The organism is Zhenpiania hominis, assembly GCF_014333425.1.
In the GTDB taxonomy this organism is placed as follows: domain Bacteria; phylum Bacillota; class Clostridia; order Peptostreptococcales; family Anaerovoracaceae; genus Hominibacterium; species Hominibacterium hominis.
In genome coordinates this window covers 28063-49673 of sequence record NZ_JACRYT010000010.1, presented here as the reverse complement: position 1 = coordinate 49673, position 21611 = coordinate 28063, and the positions used below count along the sequence as shown (strand labels likewise).

The 21611-nt window shown below is 49.2% G+C and carries 21 protein-coding genes and 1 pseudogene; 20 read left to right on the top strand and 2 right to left on the bottom strand.

Annotated elements, in window-relative coordinates:
- Position 1 precedes the first annotated feature (1 nt).
- The 10 genes and pseudogenes from H9L42_RS10015 to H9L42_RS17370 all read left to right on the top strand — a co-directional run.
- Entirely contained in the window at positions 2-1075 is a 1074-nt protein-coding gene (locus H9L42_RS10015; protein ID WP_187303269.1) for a DUF1385 domain-containing protein, read from the top strand.
- Complete coding sequence (gene prmC, locus H9L42_RS10010; RefSeq protein ID WP_187303268.1) at positions 1066-1932, top strand: peptide chain release factor N(5)-glutamine methyltransferase; 867 nt, start codon at positions 1066-1068, stop codon at positions 1930-1932. The genes H9L42_RS10015 and prmC overlap by 10 nt, the downstream gene beginning before the upstream one ends.
- Before the next feature lie 225 nt (positions 1933-2157).
- Positions 2158-3111 carry a [FeFe] hydrogenase H-cluster radical SAM maturase HydE gene (gene hydE, locus H9L42_RS10005; protein WP_243235744.1) on the top strand — a complete coding sequence of 318 codons (954 nt, stop codon included), beginning with the start codon at positions 2158-2160 and terminating at the stop codon, positions 3109-3111.
- A gap of 33 nt (positions 3112-3144) precedes the next feature.
- A complete protein-coding gene (gene hydG / locus H9L42_RS10000; protein WP_187303266.1) occupies positions 3145-4563 on the top strand; it encodes a [FeFe] hydrogenase H-cluster radical SAM maturase HydG in 1419 nt (472 codons plus the stop codon).
- Positions 4564-4578: 15 nt separating this feature from the next.
- Positions 4579-5775 (top strand): [FeFe] hydrogenase H-cluster maturation GTPase HydF, encoded by a 1197-nt coding sequence (gene hydF / locus H9L42_RS09995; RefSeq protein WP_187303265.1) that lies wholly within the window; start codon positions 4579-4581, stop codon positions 5773-5775.
- A 135-nt stretch (positions 5776-5910) separates the two neighbouring features.
- Positions 5911-7206, top strand: a complete 1296-nt coding sequence (locus H9L42_RS09990) for a TrkH family potassium uptake protein (protein ID WP_187303264.1) — start codon at positions 5911-5913, stop codon at positions 7204-7206.
- 12 nt (positions 7207-7218) lie between these two features.
- Positions 7219-7893 carry a potassium channel family protein gene (locus tag H9L42_RS09985; RefSeq protein WP_187303263.1) on the top strand — a complete coding sequence of 225 codons (675 nt, stop codon included), beginning with the start codon at positions 7219-7221 and terminating at the stop codon, positions 7891-7893.
- Positions 7894-8015: 122 nt separating this feature from the next.
- A complete protein-coding gene (gene rpmE / locus H9L42_RS09980; protein WP_187303262.1) occupies positions 8016-8216 on the top strand; it encodes a 50S ribosomal protein L31 in 201 nt (66 codons plus the stop codon).
- A gap of 188 nt (positions 8217-8404) precedes the next feature.
- Positions 8405-8944 (top strand): Uma2 family endonuclease, encoded by a 540-nt coding sequence (locus tag H9L42_RS09975; RefSeq protein WP_187303261.1) that lies wholly within the window; start codon positions 8405-8407, stop codon positions 8942-8944.
- Between the two features lie 102 nt (positions 8945-9046).
- Positions 9047-9121 (top strand): annotated as a pseudogene (locus tag H9L42_RS17370) (50S ribosomal protein L31); the annotation flags it as partial.
- An 89-nt stretch (positions 9122-9210) separates the two neighbouring features.
- Here the strand turns inward: H9L42_RS17370 and H9L42_RS17175 are convergent.
- The gene (locus H9L42_RS17175; RefSeq protein WP_187303260.1) at positions 9211-9807 is read right to left on the bottom strand and encodes a sugar O-acetyltransferase; all 597 of its coding nucleotides are present in this window, start codon (positions 9805-9807) and stop codon (positions 9211-9213) included.
- Between the two features lie 25 nt (positions 9808-9832).
- Positions 9833-10012, bottom strand: a complete 180-nt coding sequence (locus H9L42_RS09960; protein ID WP_187303259.1) for a hypothetical protein — start codon at positions 10010-10012, stop codon at positions 9833-9835.
- Between the two features lie 225 nt (positions 10013-10237).
- Between H9L42_RS09960 and H9L42_RS09955 the strand changes: the two genes are divergently transcribed.
- The 10 genes from H9L42_RS09955 to H9L42_RS09910 all read left to right on the top strand — a co-directional run bounded on the left by H9L42_RS09955 (position 10238) and on the right by H9L42_RS09910 (position 21586).
- Complete coding sequence (locus H9L42_RS09955) at positions 10238-11590, top strand: pyruvate carboxylase subunit B (protein WP_187303258.1); 1353 nt, start codon at positions 10238-10240, stop codon at positions 11588-11590.
- A 135-nt stretch (positions 11591-11725) separates the two neighbouring features.
- Positions 11726-13102: a Wadjet anti-phage system protein JetA family protein gene (locus H9L42_RS09950; protein ID WP_187303257.1), complete on the top strand. Its 1377-nt coding sequence runs from the start codon at positions 11726-11728 to the stop codon at positions 13100-13102.
- Positions 13099-13740, top strand: coding sequence for a DUF4194 domain-containing protein (locus H9L42_RS09945; protein ID WP_243235743.1), 642 nt, complete (start codon positions 13099-13101; stop codon positions 13738-13740). Before H9L42_RS09950 ends, H9L42_RS09945 begins: the two co-directional genes overlap by 4 nt.
- Positions 13688-16960 carry an ATP-binding protein gene (locus tag H9L42_RS09940; protein ID WP_187303256.1) on the top strand — a complete coding sequence of 1091 codons (3273 nt, stop codon included), beginning with the start codon at positions 13688-13690 and terminating at the stop codon, positions 16958-16960. The genes H9L42_RS09945 and H9L42_RS09940 overlap by 53 nt, the downstream gene beginning before the upstream one ends.
- Positions 16932-18155, top strand: coding sequence for a Wadjet anti-phage system protein JetD domain-containing protein (locus H9L42_RS09935; RefSeq protein ID WP_187303255.1), 1224 nt, complete (start codon positions 16932-16934; stop codon positions 18153-18155). The genes H9L42_RS09940 and H9L42_RS09935 overlap by 29 nt, the downstream gene beginning before the upstream one ends.
- A 316-nt stretch (positions 18156-18471) precedes the next feature.
- Positions 18472-19026: a DUF2284 domain-containing protein gene (locus H9L42_RS09930; RefSeq protein WP_187303254.1), complete on the top strand. Its 555-nt coding sequence runs from the start codon at positions 18472-18474 to the stop codon at positions 19024-19026.
- 27 nt (positions 19027-19053) lie between these two features.
- Entirely contained in the window at positions 19054-19683 is a 630-nt protein-coding gene (locus H9L42_RS09925) for a DUF1847 domain-containing protein (protein WP_187303253.1), read from the top strand.
- Entirely contained in the window at positions 19680-20498 is an 819-nt protein-coding gene (locus H9L42_RS09920) for a formate/nitrite transporter family protein (protein ID WP_187303252.1), read from the top strand. Before H9L42_RS09925 ends, H9L42_RS09920 begins: the two co-directional genes overlap by 4 nt.
- A 25-nt stretch (positions 20499-20523) precedes the next feature.
- Positions 20524-21069, top strand: coding sequence for a flavodoxin family protein (locus H9L42_RS09915; RefSeq protein ID WP_187303251.1), 546 nt, complete (start codon positions 20524-20526; stop codon positions 21067-21069).
- Between the two features lie 13 nt (positions 21070-21082).
- On the top strand, positions 21083-21586 hold the full coding sequence (locus H9L42_RS09910) for a flavodoxin family protein (RefSeq protein WP_187303250.1): 504 nt from the start codon (positions 21083-21085) through the stop codon (positions 21584-21586).
- Positions 21587-21611 lie beyond the last annotated feature (25 nt).

Genomic DNA, 21611 nt, shown 5'->3' with positions numbered 1-21611 from the left:
GATGGATCTGAAAAAAATATTTTTAAAGGACGCCTGTCCGACCAAGGTGGGAGGACAAGCCGTTCTCGAAGGGATTATGATGAAGGGAGAAGATCGGACCGCGGTGGCGGTGCGGCTTCCAAACAAGGATATCCATATTAAGACAGAAAAACTGAAAGAACCGGCAAAATGGATGAAGATTCCCATCATTCGCGGCGTAGGCGTGTTTGTCGGATCTCTGGTGACAGGGACAAGAACGCTGATGTATTCAGCAGAGGTTCTGGAAGGCTACGACGGACCGGACGCTGTGGAATACGAGGAGGACAAACTTTCTCTGTGGCTGGAGAAAAAGTTCGGCGAAAAGGGAGCATGGAACATCATGCTGTACGCTTCTGTTGTGATCGCCCTGCTTCTGACGGTGGGAATCTTCATTATCCTGCCGACAGCGGCAGTGAACTGGCTGGGTCATTTTACGTCCAGCGAGGTTCTTTTAAATCTGATAGAAGGCGTACTGAGGATTATTCTGTTTGTGCTTTATATTCTGCTGATTTCCAAAATGCAGGATATTCAGACGGTGTTCCGATACCACGGAGCGGAGCATAAATGTATCCATTGTTTTGAAAACGGACTGGAACTTACCCCGGAAAACTGCCAGCAGTTTTATACTCTCCATCCCAGATGCGGCACCAGCTTTCTGATGTTTGTTATGGTCATCAGCCTGATCCTGTTTTCTCTGCTGGGATGGCCCAGCCTGGTGTGGCGGATTTTATCGAGGCTCCTGCTGATTCCGGTTATTGCGGGGCTTTCCTACGAGCTTCTCAGATGGGCGGGCCGCAGCGACAATCTGGCGGTCAAAATTCTCAGCCTGCCGGGGTTGTATCTTCAGAAGCTTACCACCGCGGAGCCGGAAAAACAGCATCTGGAAGTCGCCATTGCCGCCATGAAAGCGGTTATGGTTTCGCCGGATACGCCCTGCTATGAAGGCGTCTGCGACAAAGACGGAAAGCTGATTCAAGAGGAAAAACACGAAGAGGAGCCGTCCATGGAGGAAAAAAAGGAACAAAAGGAGAAGGACGCGGATAGTAAATGCTTGTAAGAGAAATGATTAAACTGGGTGAAAGCCGCCTGACAAAAGCCCACTGTATGGATCCGTGGCTGGACGCGGAGCTGATTTATTACCACATCACCGGGGCAGACCGGGTAGAGCTTTTCCTGCGGGGCAGAGAACCGGTGGATGAGGAGACGCAGAAGCGCTATTTTGACCTGATCGCGCGCAGGGAACAGCGGATTCCCCTGCAGCACATTACCGGCACGCAGGAATTTATGGGTCTGAACTTCCAAGTGAATCCCAATGTGCTGATCCCGAGACAGGACACGGAAATTCTGGTAGAGGAAGCGGCAAAGATCATACGCGGAGATAACAGCAAAACTCATAGGAGAAAGGCGTGGAAGGTTCTGGATCTCTGCTGCGGAAGCGGAGCCATCGGCATAGCCCTTTCCCGGATCTGCGAAAATGTAAAGGTAACGGCCAGCGACTGCAGTGAGCCCGCGCTGGAGACCGCGAAACAGAACGCGAAAAAGAACAGAGTGAAGCTGCGGTTCCGGCAGGGAGATCTCTACAAAGCGGTAGGAAAGCGGCGTTATGATCTGATTGCTTCAAACCCCCCTTACATACGATCCCATATGATTCCGATCCTTCAGGACGAGGTAAAGCTGCACGAACCCATGATTGCCCTGGACGGCGGCGAGGATGGGCTGGATTTTTACCGGCGCATCATCAGCCAGGCGCCGGATCATCTGGAGAAAAAAGGCGTCCTGATCCTGGAAATCGGCCATGATCAGGCGGAAGACGTAACACGGCTGATCCGCGAAACCGGAGCGTTTACGAAAGTATTTGTAAGGAAGGATCTGGCGGGGCATGACCGGGTTGTGTATGCTTCCGCTCTGTATTGATCATTTATATGGTTAATTCTTCATTTTTGTGGTAAAATGATAATAACAAGCCTGCGAAAAAGGATTTTCCGATTTTCAAGGCAAAAAAAATGAATCGTACTGAACCAGAAAGAAGGAACTCTTATGGAAAGGCGGTGGCATACAACTTTGTAACGACAATCTCTGTATGGCTGCGGCTGATACAGAGATTTTTTTATGGAATCTGATGTGAATGGAGTAAGAAAAATGGAAAAGAAAGAGCTGGTACAGATGCTGGCCCTTGAAGATTTCGAGCCGGTGTACAGACGGGCGGACGCGGTACGGCGGGAAAACACAGGCGATATCGTCCATATCCGGGCGATTATTGAGTTTTCCAACATCTGCAGGAGACAGTGCCTGTACTGCGGACTCAACAGTACCAATGAAAAGGCGGTCCGCTACCGGATGTCGGTAAAGGAAATTCTGGATACCGCGAGACAAGCGGTGGACGCGGGGTATCGGACGATTGTCCTGCAGTCAGGCGAGGACCCTCACTTCCACAAAGAAACGCTGGGGGAAATCGTAACAGCCATCAAAGAGATGGGAGCCGCGGTGACCTTGAGCTGCGGAGAGCTGACCTTTGAAGAACTGCGCTATCTGAAAAACTGCGGAGCGGATCGGTATCTGCTGAAGCATGAAACCGCGGATCCGGAGCTTTATGACAGGCTGCACCCCTGTGGAACCCTCAAAGAGCGGGTGGAATGTCTGAAGAATATAAACCGGCTGGGCTATGAAACCGGCAGCGGCTTTATGATTGGCCTTCCGGGGCAGACCCTGGAAACCATCGCCAGCGACCTGCTGCTGCTCAAAGAGCTGAACTGTAAAATGGCGGGAATCGGCCCCTTTATCCCCCATCCTGACACGCCTCTGGCGGGAGAAAAGGCCGGGGATACGGAACTGACAAAGCGGGCGGTGGCTCTGGCGCGGCTGCTGCTTCCAAAGGCGAACCTGCCGGTGACAACGTCCCTGGGCGTGGTGAATCGGGAGGAAAAAGACAACGCCTTTGCCTGCGGAGCCAACGTTATTATGAAAAAAGTGACGCCCGACCCCTATAAACAGGCTTATGAAATCTATCCGGCCAAGCTGGAGAAAACGGATGTAATCGGAGACAGAAAAAAACTGGAAGAGCAAATTCGGCAGCTGGGCAGAATCCCTCTCTGATCAACGCTCTGAAAAAAAGGAAGGAAGAACAAAATGTACAACAGTAAATCAAAAATCGCGACAGAATTCATTGATGACGCGGAAATTAAAAGAACGCTGGCTTACGCGGAGGAGCATAAAAACGATCTGGACAGGATCCGGGATATTCTGAAAAAAGCGGAAGACTGCAAAGGCCTCAATTACCAGGACGCTATGCTGCTGCTGGAATGCGAGGACCCGCAGATTCATCAGGAGATTTTCGATCTGGCGGGAAGGATCAAAGAAAAATTCTACGGAAACCGGATTGTTATGTTCGCGCCTCTGTACTTATCCAATTACTGTATCAACGGCTGCCGTTACTGCCCGTACCACGGCCAGAACAAGCATATCCCGAGGAAAAAGCTGAGCCAGGAGGATATTGTAAAAGAAGTAACCGCGCTGCAGGATATGGGACACAAGCGTCTGGCGCTGGAGGCCGGCGAAGACCCGAAAAATAACCCGATTGAATACATTCTGGAATGTATCGATACGATTTACAATATTAAGCATAAAAACGGCGCTATCCGCAGAGTAAACGTCAACATTGCCGCCACCACGGTGGAAAACTATAAAAAGCTGAAAGACGCGGGAATCGGAACCTATATTCTGTTCCAGGAAACCTACAACAAGGAAGCCTATGAATATCTCCATCCTACCGGACCGAAAAGCGACTACGCGTACCATACGGAAGCTATGGACCGGGCGATGGAAGCGGGAATCGACGATGTGGGCTGCGGCGTTCTGTTCGGCCTGAACCTGTATAAATACGATTTCGTAGGACTTCTGATGCATGCTCAGCATCTGGAAGATACCTTCGGCTGCGGACCGCATACCATCAGTGTGCCGAGAGTAAGAACCGCCGATGATATTGACCCGGATGAATTTGACAATGGCGTTCCTGACGAGGTGTTCAAGAGAATCATCGCCGTATTGCGGATTGCCGTTCCCTATACCGGAATTATTATGTCCACAAGAGAAAGCAAGGAAATGCGGGCAGCGGCCCTGCATCTGGGCGTTTCCCAGATCAGCGGAGGCAGCCGCACCAGCGTGGGCGGATATGTGGAAGAAGAACCGGAGGAAGAAGATACTTCCCAGTTTGATGTAAATGATACGAGAACCCTCAACCAGGTGGTAGACTGGCTGATCGATGAAGGACACGTGCCTAGCTTCTGTACAGCCTGCTATCGGGAAGGGCGTACCGGAGATCGCTTTATGAGCCTTGTAAAGAGCGGGCAGATCGCGAATATCTGCCAGCCCAACGCTCTGATGACCCTGAAAGAGTACTTGGAAGATTACGCGTCGCCGGAGACAAAGGCAAAGGGAGAAGCTATCATTCAAAAGCGTCTGGAAATGATTCCGAACGAAAAAGTCAAAGAAGTGGTAAGAGAGCATCTGAATGATATTCACGAAGGGCGCAGAGACTTCAGGCTGTAACCGAAGGAGGAAGCTATGAGTTTAAACACAACGCCGAGGGCAAACCGGCTGCATATTGGAATTTTCGGAAAGCGCAACGCCGGAAAATCCTCTCTCACCAATGCGCTGACCAAGCAGGAGATTTCCGTGGTTTCCGAACATCCGGGAACCACGACCGATCCGGTCTATAAATCCATGGAACTTCATCCTGTCGGTCCGGTAGTCTTTATCGATACAGCCGGTTTTGATGATGAAGGCGAATTGGGAAAGCTGCGGGTGGAGAAGACCCGGGAGATCCTGGACAAGACGGACGTGGCCATTGTAATTTTCGATGATATGGATTTTTCCCAGGAAAAAAGCTGGGTGGAAGCCATGGAAAAAAAGGAAATTCCCATCATCCCTGTTGTGGGTAAGGCAGATGAGGGAAACGATCGGGCAAAGCTGGCGGAAAAAATTGAAAAAGAACTGAAGAAAAAGCCCATCCTCGTCAGCGCTCTGCGGAAGGAAGGCATCGAAGCGATCAAAGCAGCCATTGAAGAGGCTGTTCCGGAGGACTACAAGAGACAGCGGATTCTCAGCGGTCTGACAGGGGAAGGAGACCTGGTTCTGCTGGTAATGCCCCAGGATATTCAGGCGCCCAAAGGAAGGCTGATCCTGCCTCAGGTACAGACGATCCGGGAGCTTCTCGACAATCGCTGTACTACAGTCTGCACTACGGCGGGAGAATTTGAAAAAAGCCTTCAGTACCTCAGCAAAACGCCATCTCTGATTATAACGGATTCTCAGTGCTTTAAACAGGTCTACGAAGCGAAACCGGCGGAAAGCAGGCTGACCTCCTTTTCGGTGCTGTTCGCGGCGTATAAGGGGGATATACACGCTTTTACAGATGGAGCCGCGGCGATTGACGGGCTGACCGAAAAATCTCATGTCCTCATTGCGGAAGCTTGTACCCACGCGCCGCTGGAAGAAGATATCGGACGGGTGAAAATCCCGCGCATGCTCAAAAAGAAATTTGGCGAATCTCTGGATGTGCAAGTCGTATCGGGCAATGATTTCCCGAAAGATCTTACCTCCTACGATCTGGTGATCCACTGCGGCGCGTGTATGTTTAACCGAAAACATGTGCTTTCCCGAATCGCCAAGGCACGGGAAGCGGGAGTCCCGATTACCAATTACGGGATTACCATCGCCAAACTCAGCGGAATTCTGGACAAAATTCAGCTTCCGGAGTAGCAATATTCAAAATAGACAGAAAGAGCAAGTTAATCAAAAAAGAAAGCAACGGCAGGTATCTAGCATATCTGCCGTTGTTGTGCTATAATGCAGCCTAGATAAATTGATTTTAAAAGAAAAGGCGGTATCAAACAAATGAAATCTAAACGGCTGAAGCCCCGAAGACTTGTGGTTCTGGGCTTTCTCTGTGTAATTCTGTTAGGAACGCTCCTCTTGAAGCTGCCGATTTCATCGGAAACAGGAGAATGTGTTCCTCTGGTGGATTGCCTGTTTACCTCTACCAGCGCGGTCTGTGTAACAGGGCTCGCGTCGGTAGATCCCGGAACAACACTGTCCTCTTTCGGCGAAGTTGTTCTTGCTCTGCTGATTCAGATCGGAGGTCTGGGAATCACATCCATTGGCGTTATTTTCATCATCGCGGCCGGAGGCAGGATGGGGATCGGAAAACAGCGGCTTTTGAAAGAATCTCTGAATCTGTCTTCCGGAAAGGGGTTGATGGATGTACTGAAAGCGGTAGGCTTTGTAACAGTCTCTTTTGAGCTGATCGGCGCGGTTCTCAGCTTTGTCACATTTTCAGCGGATTATTCCACCGGTCGGGCGATTGGACTCAGCGTCTTTCATTCAATAGCGTCATTTAATAACGCGGGGTTTGATATACTGGGTGGTTTTAAAAATCTGCTGGATTACCATGCGGACGCGTGGCTGTGTATTGTGACTAGCGGCTTGATTATTTTTGGAGGCCTGGGCTTCTTTGTGATCAGTGAGCTGCTGGCGGGCAGATCCCCAAGGCACTGGTCCCTTCAGACGAAAGTAGTGCTGTCTGTTACAGCCGCGCTGATCGTATTTGGGACATTGTTCCTCAAATGGACGGAAGGCGGGGATATCACATGGCTGGAAGCGTATTTTCAGAGTGTTTCCGCAAGAACGGCAGGCTTTTCCAGCGTAGCGATTGGTGAAATGACACAGGCAGGTTTGCTGGTTCTGATTGTGCTGATGTTTATTGGAGCTTCTCCCGGTTCCACCGGAGGCGGAATCAAGACAACGACTTTCTTTGTACTGGTGCGGAAAATGCTGAGTACGGTTTTCAATTCCCATTGTACAGCATTCAAGCGTGTTATTCCGGCAGATGTTGTGATGAAGGCGTTTTCCGTATTTTCGCTGGCTGTTGGCGTTGTGCTTGCCAGTACTTTTGCCGTCTGTATGCTGGAAACGGAATTTACATTTGAGCAAATTTTATTCGAGGTTGTCAGCGGGTTTGCCACCACCGGCCTGTCAACGGGAATCACTCCGGACTTAAGCGCCGCGAGCAAGGTGATTCTGTCCGCGACAATGTTTGTGGGAAGGCTTGGGCCTCTTACAATCGCCACGATCTGGCTTGGCAGAGAACTGCCGGAAGCAACCTATTCAGAAGAAGAAGTGACCATCGGTTAAGGAGGTTTTAAAATGAAGGAAGGAAAAAAATCAGGATTTGGAATTATCGGTCTGGGCCGATTTGGAATGGCCCTCACAAAGACACTGGCAGAAGCGGACGCGGAAGTCATGGTGATTGATGAAGACGAGAGTAAGCTGAGACGGGTGCGCAATTATGTGCAGGACGCGTTCAAGCTGGGAAAACTGACAAAGGAAGCCCTGGAAGATACAGGAATCGGAGAATGTGAAACCGTTGTTGTCTGCATCGGAGAGAGAGTGGATGTCAGCCTGCTTACGACACTGAACGTCATCAATTTGGGGGTGCCCAGAGTTATCGCGAAGGCCGACAGTATTGAACATGGAATTATCCTGGAACGGATCGGCGCGGAAGTTGTGCATCCTGAGATGGAAACCGCGACTCGTCTGGCTGCTGTTCTACTTGAATCCGCTGCTCTGGATATGATGAACCTCAATGATGATTACGTTGTTTCTGAAATCAAGGTCAACAATTGGTTGAACGGAAAATCGGTGCGCGATTTGCACCTTGAAAAATACGCTCTGAAAATGATCGCGCTGGAGCGGGGATCCAGTTCTACAATTGTGAATTTCAGCCAGGAGGATATCGTAGCCGGCGGCGATGCCATTGCTGTAATAGGTAAATTCTCGGATGTGGATCGGTTTGAGCGAAAAGTGATGAATCGGGAATAGAACACAATAATTTCCTCAAAAAAACACTTGTTTTTCAAAATAACCTGTGATATAGTAAATAAGCTGAATTACGGCAAATTATGCAAAGGTGGGAACGCCTGAGCAGGAAAGAGGTGAGAAGCATGAAGGAAGGAATCCATCCTGACTATAAGGAATGTAAAGTAACTTGCGCATGCGGTAACACATTTGTTACAAAATCCACGGAAGAAGAAATCCGTCTGGATGTTTGCTCAGCGTGTCATCCATTCTTTACAGGTCAGCAGAAATTTATCAACCGCGGCGGCCGCGTTGAAAAGTTCAAGAACAAGTATCATCTGGACTAGGCCGAACGAAATTGATTCCTATCATAGCCACCTTTCGAGTGGCACGTATTCCTCGGAAAATGCGGGAAAACGTGTCATCAGAAAGGTGGTTATTTTTATGGTGAAAATGGAAATTTTTAAAGCGATTTTATACAGATGGATTAAGAGAATAAAATGTGATACAATAACGAAAAAGGAGGTTGATATCTATGGCATTAGCACAGGAAAAGCTTTATACCATTGATGATATTTACGCTTTGCCAGATGGGGAGCGGGCAGAATTAATTGAGGGGGAGTTGTATATGATGACTCCACCGGGGACAACGCATCAAAGGATTGCTTCATTTTTGCATTGGGCAATAAGAAATTATATTCAAGAACAGAACGGAGATTGCGAAATATTTCCGGCTCCATTTGCAGTCTTTCTCAATAATGATGAGCATACCTATGTAGAGCCGGACATTTCAGTTATCTGTGACAAATCCAAATTGGACGAAAAAGGGTGCAATGGCGCGCCGGATTGGGTGATTGAAATTGTCTCCCCGAGCAGCAAGCGAATGGATTATTTCATAAAATTATTCAAGTACCAGAAAGCCGGAGTAAGAGAATACTGGATTGTAGATCCAGGTGAAAATAAAGTAATCGTTTATGACTTTGAAAATGAAGATATGAATACCTATGATTTTGAGGATCAAATACCGGTTAATATCTATGATGGAGATTTAAAAATCACCATGAAATCCGAATAAAATATTCACTTCTTTTCACTCAGAAAGACGCAAAGTCCGAAAACCAAAAGCGCAAATAGAACACGCCATAAAGCTGTTGGAAACAAATAGTTATAACCATTCTTTACAGGTCAGCAGAAATTTATCAACCGCGGCGGCCGCGTTGAAAAGTTCAAGAACAAGTATCATCTGGACTAGGCCGAACGAAATTGATTCCTATCATAGCCACCTTTCGAGTGGCACGTATTCTTCGCAAAATGCGGGAAAACGTGTCATCAGAAAGGTGGTTATTTATCTTCAATGGTTCGCATTACCTTACACGGATTTCCGACTGCCACGGAATAGGGAGGGATATCCTTTGTTACAACACTTCCCGCGCCGATAACAGAACCTTTCCCAATGGTTACGCCGGCGAGAACGATGACGCCGCCTCCCAGCCAGCAGTCATCCTCGATGACAATGGGTTTGGAGGAAACCCGGTAAGGAAGGTGATCCGCCTGTTCGCTCTTTGGAAGATTCAAAATCCGCTCAGAGGGAGCAATCGGATGAACCGCGGCGTAAAGCTGAACTCGGGGCGCGATCATAACGTTCTTTCCGATGGTAATCTGATTATCATCGGAAAAAATGCAGTCGCAATTGATAAAGGTATTTTCTCCAATGGAAATATTATCGCCGTAGTTGCAGCGGAACGGCTTTTCCAGCCAGACCCCTTCGCCAAGGGAACCGATGAGACGGTTTAGCAGCCGGGTACGTTCTTCTCCTGCGTCAGCTGACATGTTGTTAAACTGATCCAGCAGCGTACGCGCCTCGTATCTGCGCTGGAGCAGCTGGTCCGCGCGGGGGTTGTAATTTTCTCCGCTTAACATTCTTTCTTTTTCCGTCATAAATATCACGTCCTTTCCTGTCCTATCATGCCCAGTCGCTTTCGGCTTCTTCCAGTTTCTCCTTTAATGTCTTTTCCAGAACAGCAAAAGCAGGGATAAAGCTGTCGCGAATTAGGAAAACCAATGTATCCAGTACCACTTTCATTACAGAATGTTTTTTGCAAAGAAAGTAATCTCTTTTATGATTCTGTCCGGAAGATTGCATTCCATATCCGCTCGCCTCCAACTTTAATTATACCGTATTTGTCGGTGAATGGGTAGCGAAAATGCTGACAAGGGAAGGCTTCATAAATCTCGAATATCTGTCTCATCTTCGCAAGTTCCTTTTGCTTTTTTTATGGATTCTTGATATTATAGTAAAGTATGAATATCCTATACATTATACAATATACAAAGAAGAACGGAGAATCATCAAAAGAGGGACAGAGAAATGTTTTTTAGTGAAAAAAATAGAATTAAATTTACAGAAACCATACTGCGGGACGCCCATCAGTCTCTGATGGCTACCCGGATGAAGACGGCGGACATGCTGCCGATTGCGGAGGTGCTGGATGAAGTGGGATACGATTCCGTCGAATGTTGGGGCGGAGCGACCTTTGATGTCTGTATGCGGTATCTGAACGAAGATCCGTGGGAGCGGCTGCGCCTGCTGCGGAGGAAATTCAAAAAAACAAAGCTGCAGATGCTTCTGAGAGGACAGAACCTGCTGGGGTATCAGCATTATTCCGATGACGTGGTGGATATGTTTATCCGCAAGTCTGTGGAAAACGGTATCGACATCCTGCGGATTTTTGACGCCTTTAATGATGTTAGAAATCTGGAGAGAGCTGTATACGCGGCCAAAAAAGAGGGCGCCCATATTCAGCTGGCGATGGCGTATACGGTGGGAAAACCTTATACATTAAAGTACTGGAAAAAGCTGGCCGTTGATCTGGAAGCCCTGGGCGCGGATTCTATCTGTATCAAAGATATGGCGGGCCTGCTCCTTCCTCATGAAGCTTATCAGCTTGTGAAAATGTTGAAAAAGACAGTTGATGTGCCGATTCAGCTTCATTCTCACTGCACCAGCGGCGTGGCGCCGATGACTTATCTAAAGGCTCTGGAGGCCGGGTGTGACGGAATCGATACAGCGCTGTCACCGCTTGCTTTGGGAACCAGTCAGCCGGCTACAGAAGTTATGTATCAGACCATAAAAAATGAAAAAAAGCACGCGAAATTAAACGAGAAGGCCATGAACGAAGCCACAGAATATTTCCGTGATTTCCGCAAGAGGGCGGAAGCGGAAGGGCTTATTGACAACCGTGTTATGGACGTTGATACCGAAACACTGCGCTATCAGGTACCGGGCGGCATGTTGTCCAATCTTTATGTACAGATGAAGCAGCAGAATATGCAAAATCGATTTAAAGAGGTTATGAAGGAAATCCCCCGGGTTAGAGAAGATCTGGGTGAGCCTCCTCTTGTTACACCGTCTTCACAGATTGTGGGGACACAGGCTGTTTTCAACGTTATGACTGGAGAGCGGTACAAAATGGTCAGCAAACAGACACGGGCCATTTTAAAAGGTGAGTACGGCAGAACCGCGCGTCCGTTTAATCGCTCCGTGCAGAAGAAAGTGATCGGAAACGGCGATATTGTTACCTGCCGTCCGGCGGATCTTCTGACACCGGAGTTTTATGAGAAAAAGAGAGAATTGGGGGGAATGGCCAGCGATGAGGAAGTTCTGGCTCATATTCTATTCCCTCAGTCCGCGGAGACTTTTTACAGCCGTCAGCCCAAATAGGTCGGATCCGGAGAATTATCCGCGTGCCGCCGGTTCCCTGATAAAATAGAAATGCTCGGAATTTTAGTGGTACTCGTTGTATTATGCGGCGCTCCGTGATAAGATTATTTTAAATACTGAGAAAAGGAGCGCCGCATGTTTCAGACTATTCCGGGGAATTTTTTCGTACCCCTGGCATCCCCCAATAAAATCATATACTGGGAATGTATCTGCAAGCTGTTTTCCGTTATGGATAATCAGCTTTCTTTTGGTGTGGAACGGGAAGTGTTAGCCGATGAACTGCAGTATTATTTTGAGCAGAAGACCGCGGCCGATTATCAGGATGATGAGTTCGCGGGAACGGAAAGCAGAGAGAAAGCAAACAGTATGCTGCGGAAGCTGGAAGGTTTTGGCTGGATCGAAATCGAGACAGATAAAAGCTATATACAGCGGGTGAACTTCCGGGAATACGCGGTGCGGATTATTAAGACGCTGCTGGAGATTGGGGAAGGCAAGCAGATCGAATATCAGGGCTATATTTACACCATTTACAGTCTGGTACGGACAAAGAGCGATCATCCGGGCGTAGTGCTGACGCAAATACTGGAAAATACGGATCTTCTGATTACGGGTCTGAAAAATTTAAACTCCAGTATCAAAACGTATATCGACGAACTGACCCGCCACCGGACCGTAGCGGAAATTATGGACGCCCTGTTTAACGACTACATTACCAATATTGTGGACAAGGCTTACCACCGTCTTCTGACCTCGGACAATGTATCCAAATTCCGGCCGGAGATTATCGAGCGGCTGGAACAGAAAAGCCGCAGCAAATCCTATATTGATAAGACCTCTCAGGAACTGGCGGATCTGAAAGAGCTGGAACCGGAGGAAGCTCGCGAGCTGACCTACCGCTATCTTCATGAAATTATCGAGGCTTTCCGCAACATGGATGACATTTTAGCGGAAATCAACCAGAAGAACACCCAATATCAGAGAGCCGCCATCAACCGGGCCAGGTTCCTTTTGACCGGAAGTGAAGATGTGAGGGGCCAGCTTAAGGAAATCCTCATGACGCTGAACGAAGAAATAAATCGGGAACAGATGGATCTGGGAGGCATTTATGAGGTGGAGTTTCTGGAAGGGCTGATCCGTCTTTACAGTTGCCGCGTCCTGGATGAAAAATCCTTTTACTCCCCCATTGAGGGGCGGAAAGAGTTTGTCCCCCGGGAGATCGGAATCCGCCGGCCGGAAGAGGGTCTGCGCCAGGAAAAGCTGCGAAAAATGATGGAAAAGATGCGGAAGGTGCTGAGTCCGGAAAAGATCGAACAGTATCTGCTCGCGCAGATGGGGGAGCGGGAACATCTTACTGCCAGCAGTCTGCCCCTTGAGGAAACGGAGGATTTTATCAAGCTTATTTACATTCGTTTGTACGGACAGAGAAAAAACAGAAGCTACCGCATAGAAATGAAAGAAAAAACGGAAAAAAACGGTTTTCGTTTTCAGAATTTTGAAATTTGGAGGAAATGACATTGGAACTGCTGGAGGGAATGCTGCAAAAAGAAAAGGATGACTTCAAGCGCGTCTGCAACCGCCTGCTGAGCGTGTGTTTTTTGTGCAAATCAAACGCGGGAGCAAAGAGCGATTACTACTTTCTTCTGCGGCACAGGGAAATATTTTCGGAGTATTTGGAAGTCCTGGGTTTCCGCCTGGAAATCAACGAGGAGTACGGCGTAGTCCAGCTTGTAAATCCCCAGAACTACAACCGTCTGAACCTGAAGCTCTACGAATCCATCATTCTGCTGATTCTCCGGATTTTGTATGATGAGAAAAAAAGGGAGCTTTCCATCAGCGATGAGGTAATCGTTACATTAGGGGATCTTCAGGACAAATACCTGAGCCTGAAAATCCGCGATAAAATGATCGACAAGACCACCATGCGAAACTCGCTGAATCTGTTTCGCCGCTTTCAGATTGTGGAGCTTTTGGATCGGGATCTGTCCAGTGAAGAGTCGAGAGTTCTGATCTACGCGTCGATTCTCATGGCTGTAAAAGTGGAGGATATTAAACAGGCTTTCGACAAATTAGAAACTTACAGGAAAGGGGGAAGGACGGATGAGTCAGGAGAAGATACCGATGAAGAAGCTGACGAGAATGAAGCTGATTAACTGGCACCGGTTCACAGACTGTACGATTGATTTCGGAGATTTTACCCTGCTTTCCGGCGAGAACGGAGCGGGAAAATCCACCCTTCTGGACGCGATTCAGTTTGTCATAACCTGTACTGCCAGCTATTTTAATAAAGCGGCTCACGAAAATGGAAAGCGCAAGCTGACCGGTTACATTCGCTGCAAGACCGGGCGGGAGCATAGACCCTACGAACGGACCGGGGAAATCAGCGCCCATATTGCGCTGGAGTTTTACGAAGAAACGAAGAAGCGCTATTTTGTCGTGGGCGCGGTGATCGACTCGGCTTCGGAGGGCCAGGAGACAACTGTCCGCTATCTGATGGACAACACCTGCTTTACAGACGAAATGTTTTTTAACGGAGATGTGCCCAAATCCATCAGTGAATTCCGCGCCTCGAATAAGGGAATTAAGCAGTGGTGCAAAACTCAGGCGGAAGCTAAAAAAATGATAAAAGCCCGTTTTGGACGGCTGGAAGATAAATTTTTCCGTCTCATTCCAAAAGCCCTGGCCTTCCGGCCCATTGACGATATCAAGGATTTCGTCTATTCCTATGTGCTGGACGAAAAGGAAGTCAATATTGACGTTTTGCGGGAAAACGTGCGGAGCTACCAGGATCTGGGCAGAACGCTGGAGAGTGTGAAGGTTCGGATGGCCAAGCTGGAAGCCATAGACGGGTATCACGAAGAAGTTCTGGATGGAATGAAGAAGGACCGGATGTACGAATTTTTCCTGGCACGGGCAGAACTGGATCTGACCAGAGAGGGAATCCAGGCTTCCCGAGATGAAATTCAGAGGCAAAAACGCAGGCAGGAGGAAGAAGAACGGCAGCTTGCGGCCATTTCCCAGGAAAAAGAGGAAAAACAGAATATGGAAGTGGCTCTGCGGGTAGAGCTTGCACAGGATAAGGATTTTCTGGCCCTTGAAGAGGAAAAGCGGCAGATGGATCGCCTGCGGATCGAGGAAGAAGGTCTGCTGGAAAAACGGAAGATTCTGCGGCAGAGCATAAAGGCGGCGTCAGCGAGGATCGTCCGTCTTCAGGCGCTGGGAGAAGAGTTTCCGGTACTGGAGGAATACCAGACTTTTTTGAATGCGGTGGAAAAACAGGGAAATGTAGCGGAAACATTAGAATGTCTGCGGCATGTTGTTGACTGGAAGAAACAGAGATTCGGGGAAACCCAGCAGGAAATCGCGCGGCTCAATATGCAGCTTCAGGAGAAAGCACAGCAGCGGCAGGAGTTGAAGCAGAGGATGGAACAGCTTAACCGGAAAAAGCTGTCCTACGCCCCGGCTGTGACCCGTCTTCGGGACGCTGTCCGGGAGGAATTCGCGAGGCTCGGGCGGGATACCGAGCCCCATGTTCTCTGTGAGCTTTTGGAAATTGCCGATGAAAGCTGGCGAAACGCCGTAGAGGGATATCTCAATACCCAGCGTTTTTATCTTCTGGTGGAACCGGAAAATTTTGATATTGCCCTGGGGATCTATGATCGCCTGCGCCGGGAGGGGAAAGCCTACGGCGTGGGGTTGATCAATACCTGGCAAATGGAAGCCTACGATCAGGCGCCGGCCGGTACCCTGGCCAGTGTGGTGACATCGAAAAATCGGTATGCCCGCCGTTTTATCAATATGATTTTAGGAAACGTGCAGATGTGCGAGCGTTATGATCAGCTTAAAGCTTACAAGACTTCCATAACAAAGGAATGTATGCGGTATCAGAACCGGGTGGCAAGCGCCATCCGCCCTTCCGTCTATGAAGTCCCCTTTATCGGGAAGAAGGCCTTTCGCATCCAGCTGGAGCAGTGCGAAAAGCGGCACGCGCTCCTGGAACAGGAGATTCAGGCGGACGAAGAGCGGCTTTCCTCCCTTTCCGCTACACTGGAACCTCTCAGTACGGAAAAAGACGTCGATGTAAAGTATCATCTGAACGTCCTGACGGAACTGGCGGTTCTCAGCGGAAAAATCGGGACCTGCAGGGTCAACATCGAAACCCTGGAGAAAAATTCCACCTTTCTGCAAAAGCAGATTCAGCTGAACGCCCTGGAGGATCTGCGTCGGGAACTGGAAAAGGAAGGGGAAAAGAAAAACCAGATCATCGGCGGAATCCGGCAGAGGATCCAGCATGAACAGCAGCAGATCCAGCAGGGAAAAGCCCGCCTGCAGGAGCAGGAAGCCCTTGCCGCGGAGCTTTCGCAGAGCGCGGAAGAAAGCGAAATCTGGCTCAAAGAATATGAGAAACAGACGCAGAAAAAAGGGTTTGCCCAGTTCCGTGATAATTATGAGCGGCGGAGAAAGGCCAATGAAACCACGAGAAAAGCGGCAGAGGAAAAGATGGTAGGGGCAATGAGCCGGTACAAGGCGGAGCACGACTTTGGCGCGCCGGCGACATTAGAAGGCTTTCCCGAATACGCGGGTGTCTACGACCGGCTGCGGACCTCAGAACTTCTGGAATATGAAGAAAAGGTGGAAAAAGCAAGGCTGGCGGCGGAAGAAGAATTTCGGGAACAGTTTCTTTCCCGTCTGCAGGAGAATATGAAACAGGCCCAGAGCGAATTTCGGGAACTGAACCAGGCGCTGAAGGATATCACCTTCAGCAATGAGCGATATGAATTCCTCCACATGCCCAGCAGGCGCTTCCGCAGCTATTACGAGATGATTATGGATGATTTTAACGCCATGCAGGGAGAGTCACTGTTTTCCGGCAGCTTCCATGAGACCCACAAGGAAGTAATCGACGAGCTCTTTGAACGGCTGGCTCTGGACAGCGAAAACAGCGCCAGATCTTTGGAAGAATTTACGGATTACCGGACATATATGGATTATGATATTAAAATTTTGCATACGGACGGGAGCTACTCTTACTATTCCAAGGTGTGCGAGGAAAAAAGCGGCGGCGAGACCCAGACGCCCTTTTATGTGACTGTGGCGGCTTCCTTTATGCAGCTTTACAGCAACAACATCGGTGGTGAAGCCATCGGTCTGATCTTATTTGATGAAGCCTTCAACAATATGGACGACGAGCGCATCGGCGGGGTACTGGAATTCCTGCACCGTCTGCCTCTGCAGATTGTTATCGCCGCGCCGCCGGACAAAATTCAATACATCGGACCGAAATCGGATCAGACCCTGCTGGTGATGACCGATGAAAAAGTCAGCTATGTGGAGGAATATTATAATGAAAGCATACGACAGGCATATTCTTAACGCCCTCCTGGATTCCTATGAGCGAAGCGCTCTGTTTTCCGGCACAAACAAGGTGAACCGGAAGGTGAGGTTTTCCTTTACCAGGAAGAATCTGCCCGAGTATTTTGACGAAAGTTCCACAGCTTACGAGGAAATTCATGCCAGCCTGCGGCAGATGGAGGCGGCGGGATATATTGAGATTATCTGGAAAAAAGGAAAGGAAGGTCATATCGTTCAAAGTGTGGCCCTGAATCTGAAAGCCCTGCCGCGAATTTATTCGTATCTGGGAAGGGCATCCAAGCAGCAGCTTCTCGAAGAGATGATCCGCCTTCTGAAAAATTTGAGACAGCAGTATCCCACTCCTGTCGCTTTGCGGTTCGTGGATTTTCTCCTTGAGCGGCTGCAGGCAGGGAAAACGGTGAAAGAATACATTTCTCTTTCACGGCCCGAGGAAGCCGAACGCCTGGTGCGGGCAGTTTCTCTCATGGAAAGCAACCGCAAGGACTGTTACCTGCGGGAATTTTCTATAGCCCATTTTTCGGACTCCAAGGCGGTAGAAGAGATGCGCCCCGGGATTGCCAGGATATTCCGGCAGTTTGAACCGCGCTTTGCGGATTCTTCGGCACAGGACATTTTTGCCGAGTACTCCATCTATCACACTCCAAATTTTGTGTACTTCAAAGGCGCGTGCGCCCTGCGGCCGGGACGGGGAAGCTTTGTGGATCTGCGGGAAATGAAAGAGGGAATCGGTCTGTGCGGAAGCGCGCTTGCTCATATGAAACTGGAACACACGGAAAACATCCGAAAGCTGATTACCATAGAAAACCTGACTTCTTTTTTCCGCTGGCAGGAGCAGGACTGCATTCTGATTTACCTGGGAGGCTATCTGAATGAAGCGAGACGAACTTTGCTGAAAGAAATTTACCGCCAGATTCCCGACGCGGCATGCCTGCATTTCGGTGACATTGACATAGGCGGGTTTGAAATTTACGAGGATTTGCGCAGGAGAACCGGGATCCCTTTTCGGCCCTACTATATGGATCTTGCTACTCTGCGGGAGTATGAAAGATTCGCCAGGCCCCTGACAGAAAACGACCGCGGCCGGCTCTCGCGGCTGCGGGAAAAACACAGAGAGGCGCCCTATCTGGAAGTGCTGGATTATATGGAAGATAAGGGAATCAAGCTGGAGCAGGAATGTGTAGAACCGCGCAGTTAAACGTATTGCATCTTCTGTTTGTATCCTCCATGGTCGAAAATGGATAGATGGATACAAAAGTTATAGGTTTGTAAAGCCTCTTCTCTCACAATTGGGCCGAAATCGGAGATTTTTCCAGAAAGCGTTCCCGCAAACCGGAAAGTTTTGTATCCACAAAGCCATTTTGAAAGGCATAGGATACAATTTCAGGAACCGGATCTGCTGTTTCTGTCCCGATATCCCCAAGCGAGCTATTGTACCTGCGGTTTGCTTTTTCGTTTGCGCGGGGTATAATGGAGAAAGAGACTTTTCCCTTTGACGCAGAAAGGAGAAGGCTATGTACAAAACACAAAGATATCAGGCGCAAATTCCCGTAAAAGAGTATCTGGAGCGCTATGTGGACGTGGAAACATTTCTGGAAAGCTGCAGGGCATGCCCCAATTATGGAAAGCTCTGGTCCTGCCCGCCCTATGAATTTGATCCGCTGGATTACTGGCGCGAATATAATACGCTGTATCTGATCGCCGAGAAAATCCAGTTTGATAAAGAGTACGCGGGGAAGTCCTTTCCACAGGAAAAAATTGAGGAAATTACGAGAACCGCTTTGGGTGACGTGAAAGCCCGGCTCTCTCGTGAACTCTATGAAAAAGAACAGGAGTTTCCTGGAAGCGTCAGCCTCTCCGCGGGCTGCTGCACCTGGTGCGGCGGGATCTGTAAGAGAACGGAAGGTCAACCTTGCCGGTTTCCCGACAAAATGCGCTATTCCATTGAATCCCTGGGAGGCAATGTGGGGCTGACCATCAGCCGCCTGATGGGAATTGAGCTGGAATGGATGAAAGAGGGAACCATGCCCCGTTATTTTGTGCTGGTGAGCGGGCTGCTTGTAAAATAGGATAGAATCAGAAGGGAGACAAACAACATGAGTAAAGAAACCTTATCCTGCGTAGACTGTATGGTTCGCAACTGCGAGTTTCGAAACAGTATGTATCCGGATTTCTGTCTGACCACGGATCTGACAGAGGACCAGGTGGTGGAAGTACTGGAACTTTATGGAGAAGAAGAAAATCACAAGGCCATGTGCGCGGCGGCGGAAGTGGAGTGTGAAGGATATCTGAAAAAATGCCGAGTGGAAGAGATTATGATGTTCGCCGAAAAGATCGGCGCGAAGAAGTTGGGAATTGCCACGTGTGTAGGGCTTTTGCGGGAATCCCGAACCCTTGCGAAAATTCTGCGAAGCCATGGATTCGAAGTTTACGGGGCAGCCTGCAAGGTAGGCTCCATTCCCAAAACAGAAGTAGGGATCGATGCGAAGTGCGAAGAGATTGGGAAATATATGTGCAATCCGATCCTGCAGGCAAAGCTTCTCAATGAGGCGAAAACAGATCTGAATCTGGTGGTCGGCCTTTGCGTGGGGCACGACAGTCTGTTTTACAAGTATTCAGAGGCTCTGACGACTACAGTCGTCACCAAAGATCGGGTATTGGGGCACAATCCGGCAGCGGCATTATATACAGCAGAAAGTTATTACAAGAGATTAATGGAAAAATGAGAAAAGCAAACGAAGTTTTAGAGATTATCGAGCAATCCAGCGTTGAAAAAGGAACGGCAAGGGCCGGAAAACTATTTTTACTGGCGGTTCTCGCGGGAGCCTACATTGCCCTGGGCTCTCAGGCGTCTGCCGTCGCGTCTTTTCATTTCGCGGATGATCCGGAGACTTACGGACTGGCAAAGCTTGCTTCCGCGGTTGTCTTTCCTGTAGGACTTATGATGGTTACCTTCTGCGGGGCCGAGCTTTTTACAGGAAACTGCCTGATGGTTACAGGGCTGTTGGACAAAAAAATTACAGCTTCTCAGCTTCTCCGGAACTGGGTTATCGTGTACATAGGAAATTTCGCGGGATCGCTGCTGATTGCCGCAATGATCGGTTATTCCGGGTTGTGGGAGTCCGGGGACGGGCTTTTGGGCGCGATGACGGTAAAGACCGCCATATCAAAGGTCAGCCTGCCCTTTGGCAGAGCGCTTGTCCTGGGAATTTTGTGCAACTGGCTGGTCTGTCTGGCCGTCTGGATGGCCGCGGCGGCAAAGGACGCGACAGGGAAAATCCTGGCGATCTTTTTCTGCATCGGTCTGTTTGTGCTGTCCGGATTTGAACATAGTGTGGCCAACATGTATTTTATTCCGGCAGGTATTATGGCGTCTGCTAATGACGCGTTTGTCTCCCTTCGGGGACTGGACGCGTCTGTTCTGACAGTCGGGAATTTCCTTTTGAGGAACCTGCTGCCGGTGACCCTGGGAAATATGATCGGCGGAGCCGTTTTTGTGGGAATGAGCGGCTGGTTCGCGTATAAAAAACAAGGAAATTAAAAAATATAGATTGAGGAGGTTGAAGATGAGTAAAAAGATGGTTGTAATCACAGGAAGCCCTCGTAAGAACGGAAATAGCTTCGCTATGACAGACGCCTTTATCCGGGCCGCGGAAAAGAAGGGATACACCGTTTCCCGTTTTGACGCGGCAATGATGCATGTCGGCGGCTGCCATGCCTGCGAAGCCTGCTTTAAAACAGGAAAAGCCTGCGCCTTTGGCGATGGATTCAACGTAATTGCCCCGGAAATTCTGGAGGCGGAGGCGGTCGTGTTTACTATGCCGGTCTATTGGTACTCGATTCCGGCGCAGATTAAATGCGTGATCGACAAGCTGTATTCTCTTTACGCTTCCGGTCAGGAGATTGCCGGTAAAAAGTGCGGCGTGATTGCCTGCTGCGAAGAAAAGGATTTATCGGTATTCGAGGGCGTGCGTATGCCGATTGAAAAATCCGCCGCTCTGCTTAAGTGGGAAATGGTCGGATCGGTGGAAATCCCGGGCGTTCTGAATGCCGGAGATATCGAGAAAACGGACGGATGCCGGCAGGCGGAAGCTTTTGCGGATAAATTTTAAGGAGGAAGTGTAGATGAGTAAAATATTGCTGATTAATGGAAGCCCCCATGAGCATGGATGCACCTATACGGCTCTCAAAGAAGTCGCGGATACTCTTGCCGCCGGCGGCGTGGATTCGGAATTCGTCTATCTGGGAACAAAGCCGGTGGCAGGCTGTATTGCCTGCGGCAGCTGCGCGGGTACAGGCAGATGCGCCTTCGGGGATCAGGTAAACGAAGTCCTGGAAAAGCTGGCAGCGGCGGTTGTTTCCTGCAGAAGAGGCGGCGCCAGCGCGGCTTTTGATCGGCTGAACAAATATTTTACGATTTCCAATATGAACGTAGTAAGCTCCCAGTACTGGAACCAGGTCCACGGAAAAGTTCCGGAAGACGTGCGGAAAGACAAAGAAGGTCTCCAGACCATGCGCACTCTGGCGCGGAATATCATCTGGAACCTGAAAAACATGGAAGCGGGACGGGCCGCGGGAGTAGAGCCTCCAGAGTACGAAGCGAAAGAATATACGAATTTTATTCGTTAACAGGATACAGATTCCCCAAAGAAAA